Here is a 3,970-nt window from a genome sequence, read left to right as displayed (position 1 = left end):
CCCATGCCCTGCGACACCAGCGACACCACACTGAGCCAATGCCGCAGTTCGTAGCGGATCTCCGGGTAAAAACCGGCTTCAGTACAGATCGTCAGGATGCGTTCGTGGTAGTCGGGCGAGACGGTGCGCGACACCACGGCAAAGGGTTCGCCCTGTAACTGCTGCAGCGATATCGAACGCTTTCGCGCCAGCGCGTGCCCCGCGGGCAGGCAACCGACAAAGGCCTGGCTGGACACCAGCACCTGCGACAACTCGGGCGGCACGCGTGTGGTGTGCACAAAGCCGAGGTCCAGCCGGTCATGCGCCAGCTCAATCAGCTGCTCGCTGGAGTTGAGTTCCTTCAGCGTGAGGCGCAGCAACGGGTGTTCGGCCTGGAAGCGCTCCAGGATCCTGGGCAGGCCGCTGTACAGCATGGTTCCTGAAAAGCCGATGGCCAGACTGCCGGCCATGCCCTGCCCCACGTCACGTGCATGGCCAGCCGCCTGCGCGGCCTGATCCAGCAAGGCGCGCGCCGCCGGCACAAAGGCCTGCCCGGCGGCGGTGAGTTGCACCGATTTGCTGTTGCGCGTGAGCAGCCTGGCGCCGACCGAGGCTTCAAGCTGCTGGATGTTCAGCGACAGCGGCGGCTGGGAAATCGACAGGCGCCGGGCCGCCCGGCCGAAATGCAGCTCTTCGGCCAGGACAAGGAAATAGCGGAGGTGACGAAATTCCATAAGCCATCCATGAATATGTTTTTTATATCGTTGGATCGATATTTGATATTAGACAACTATTCATGCTTGTCAAACAATCGAGCTGCCCGCGGGCATCCCAGCCACGCGCCCTACACTGCAAACCAAGCCACCTTTTTCGGAGACAACCCATGAAAACCCAATTCAACTGGCAAGACCCGTTTTTCTTTATGGAGCAGCTGAGCGAAGACGAGCGCGCCATAGCCGACGCCGCCCACGCTTTCTGCCAGGAAAAACTGCAGCCCCGCGTGCTGATGGCCGCACGCCACGAAAAATTCGACCGCGAGATCATGAATGAAGCCGGCGCCATGGGTTTCCTGGGCTCCACCATCGAAGGCTATGGCTGCGCCGGCCTCAATTACGAGAGTTACGGCCTGGTCGCGCGTGAGGTGGAACGCGTCGACAGCGGCTACCGCAGCGCCATCAGCGTGCAAAGCTCGCTGGTCATGCACCCCATCAACGCCTACGGCAGCGAAGCGCAAAAGCAAAAATACCTGCCCAAGCTGGCCACCGGCGAATGGGTGGGCTGCTTCGGCCTGACCGAGCCCAACCATGGCTCCGACCCCGCCAGCATGCTGACGCGCGCCAAGCCGGTGGACAGCGGCTTCATCGTCAAGGGCGCCAAGATGTGGATCACCAACAGCCCGATCGCCGACGTGTTCATCGTCTGGGCCAAGCTGGAAGACCCCGACGGCAAGGTCGGCGGCCAGGAAAGCATTCGCGGCTTCGTGCTTGAGAAGGGCATGAAGGGCCTCAGCGCCCCCAAGATCGAAGGCAAGATGAGCTTGCGCGCGTCGATCACCGGCGAGATCGTGATGGACGACGTGTTTGTGCCTGAAGCCAACCTGCTGCCCAACGTGAGCGGCCTCAAGGGCCCCTTCGGCTGCCTGAACAAGGCGCGCTACGGCATCGCCTGGGGTGCGCTCGGTGCGGCTGAAGACTGCTGGTTCCGCGCCCGCCAGTACACCATGGACCGCCAGCAGTTCGGCCGCCCGCTGGCACAAAACCAGCTCATCCAGAAGAAGCTGGCCGACATGCAAACCGAGATCACGCTGGGCCTGCAAGGCTGCCTGCGCGTGGGCCGGCTGATGGACGAAGACAAGTCCGTGCCGGAAATGATTTCGCTGATCAAACGCAACAGCTGCGGCAAGGCGCTGGACATCGCCCGCCTGGCGCGCGACATGCACGGCGGCAACGGCATCCATGACGAATACCATGTGATCCGCCACATGATCAACCTCGAGACGGTTAACACCTACGAAGGCACGCACGACGTGCATGCGCTGATCCTGGGCCGTGCCCAGACCGGCTTGCAAGCCTTTTATTGATGGCCTTTCAGGGCTCCGGACCAATCAGGACGAGCGCGAGCAGCTATATTTTTCATAGCAATCAATACAACGCATGGAATTCGGCGCGCTCAAGCCTTTGCTAACCAGCCTGGCGCTCCCGCCGGCCTTGCTGCTGTTGCTGGCCCTGCTGGRCCTCGTGCTGGCCTGGCGAAATAAAAAGGCCGGGCTGGCGCTGGCAACCTGTTCAGTACTGCTGCTGGCGCTGCTCAGCTGCCACGGCACGGCCGTATGGCTGGCGCGCACCGTGCTGCCGCAGTTTGCCGCCATGCCGGTGGCCAGCCTCAAGGCCCAAAAGGTGCAGGCCATCGTGGTGCTGGGCGGCGGCGTGCTGCCTGAAGCAGCTGAATACGGCAGCAGCCAGCCGGGCGCGCACACGGCGGCGCGGTTGCGCTACGGTGTTTGGCTGGCCCGGCAGTCGGGCTTGCCGCTGGCCTTTACCGGCGGCATGGGCTGGGCGGCCAGCAGCGCACAGACCGATTCCGAAGCCGTGGTGGCCGCACGCACGGTGCAGCAGGACTATGGCATGACACTGCGCTGGAACGAAGCCCAGTCGCGCGATACATGGGGCAATGCCCGCCTGCTGGCGCCTGTGCTGCGGCAAAGCGGTGTGCAGCGCATCGCGCTGGTCACCGACGCCTGGCACATGCCGCGCGCTGTCCGGGCTTTTGAGCGTGCCGGCCTGACGGTGACGCCCGCCCCCATGGGCCAGGTGCAGCCGGCGCAGCACGACCTGATGGAATGGGTGCCTTCCRCCTCTGGCCTGGTGGTTTCACAGCAGGTACTGCGTGAGTGGCTGGCGCTGATGGTTGGCCGGTTCACACCCGTTTAGACAGCCGGCCTCTCGCGGGGCCCTTTCGCCTGGGCCCGCGGCAGACCCGGCTGCTTTACCGCGGGTTTACCTTTCAGGGCACTACCGGCTCCCCCGCCTCGGTGTAGCCTAGGCGGTTTTGGTTGACGGTCGGAAAGTAAGCAGATATATTACTAACCAGTCAGTCAGTAACTATGTCACTTTCCAAATTATTTTGCGACAAAACCTCCGCGGTCGCCGCCAAACGCGAGCGCCGCAAGGAAGCACGCCCCGGCGAACTGCTGGACGCGGCGCTAGACCTGTTCGTGGAAAAAGGCTTTGCCGCCACCCGCGCCGAAGAAGTGGCGGCGCGCGCCGGGGTCTCGAAAGGCACACTGTTCCTTTACTTCCAGAGCAAGGAAGAACTGTTCAAGGCCGTGGTGCGCGAAAACATTTCGGGCCGCTTCACGGAATGGCGCACCGAGCTGGACACCTTTGAAGGCACCACCCCTGAATTGCTGGCTTACTGCATGAACAGCTGGTGGGAGCGCGTGGGCCTGACGCGCGCGTCGGGCCTGACCAAGMTGATGATGAGCGAGGCCAAGAACTTCCCCGACATCGCGGCCTTCTACCAGCAGGAAGTCATCATGCCGGGCCACGGGCTGATCCGCAGCATCCTGCAGCGCGGCATGGACCGCGGCGAGTTCCGCCCCATGGACCTGGACTATGCGGTCTACCTGGTGGTCGCTCCCATGATTTTCCTGATCCTGTCCAGGCACACCGCCGGCATCTGCATCAGCAGCGACGCGGACCTGGATGCCCAAAAATACATCGCCTTCCAGGTGGAAACCATCCTGAACGGCATCTCCGCGCCAGCCGGCGTCGCCGCACAGGCCAACAGGAAAGCCGCAACATGAAACGATGGGTCAAGTGGGCGGTCGCCGGGCTTATCGTGCTGCTCATCGCGGGCGGCGTACTGCGTGCACTGTCCGCACGCAAGGCCCAGCAACAGGCGCTTGCCGCAAGCACCGCTGTCAAGGACATGGGGCAGGTCGAGCTGGCCGCCACCGATGTGGTCAAGGCCCAGACACGCGACGTGGTTC

At 63.2% G+C, this 3,970-nt stretch carries 4 protein-coding genes and 1 pseudogene; 4 read left to right on the top strand and 1 reads right to left on the bottom strand.

From position 1 onward, the window contains the following. Positions 1–713, bottom strand: a 713-nt coding sequence (locus AC1D1P_RS16710; protein ID WP_477673740.1) for a LysR family transcriptional regulator, incomplete at its 3' end; no start/stop codon positions are given. 149 nt (positions 714–862) lie between these two features. Here AC1D1P_RS16710 and AC1D1P_RS16705 point away from each other — a divergent pair. From AC1D1P_RS16705 to AC1D1P_RS16690, 4 genes and pseudogenes are all read left to right on the top strand, one after another. After that, positions 863–2,059, top strand: coding sequence for an acyl-CoA dehydrogenase (locus tag AC1D1P_RS16705; protein WP_477673739.1), 1,197 nt, complete (start codon positions 863–865; stop codon positions 2,057–2,059). Between the two features lie 73 nt (positions 2,060–2,132). Continuing rightward, complete coding sequence (locus AC1D1P_RS16700; RefSeq protein WP_477673738.1) at positions 2,133–2,909, top strand: YdcF family protein; 777 nt, start codon at positions 2,133–2,135, stop codon at positions 2,907–2,909. A gap of 173 nt (positions 2,910–3,082) precedes the next feature. Beyond that, positions 3,083–3,784, top strand: coding sequence for a TetR/AcrR family transcriptional regulator (locus AC1D1P_RS16695; protein WP_477673737.1), 702 nt, complete (start codon positions 3,083–3,085; stop codon positions 3,782–3,784). Next, positions 3,781–3,970, top strand: a pseudogene (locus AC1D1P_RS16690) (efflux RND transporter periplasmic adaptor subunit); the annotation flags it as partial. The gene AC1D1P_RS16695 and the pseudogene AC1D1P_RS16690, both read left to right, overlap by 4 nt.

This window comes from Polaromonas sp. P1_E1_2 (genome assembly GCF_056406035.1).
This window is presented reverse-complemented; position numbering and strand designations above follow the sequence as displayed.

Bases quoted from the DNA above. Each gene is read 5' to 3' on its own strand.
- AC1D1P_RS16705 (WP_477673739.1), top strand. From the start codon at position 863: ATGAAAACCCAATTCAACTGGCAAGACCCGTTTTTCTTTATGGAGCAG.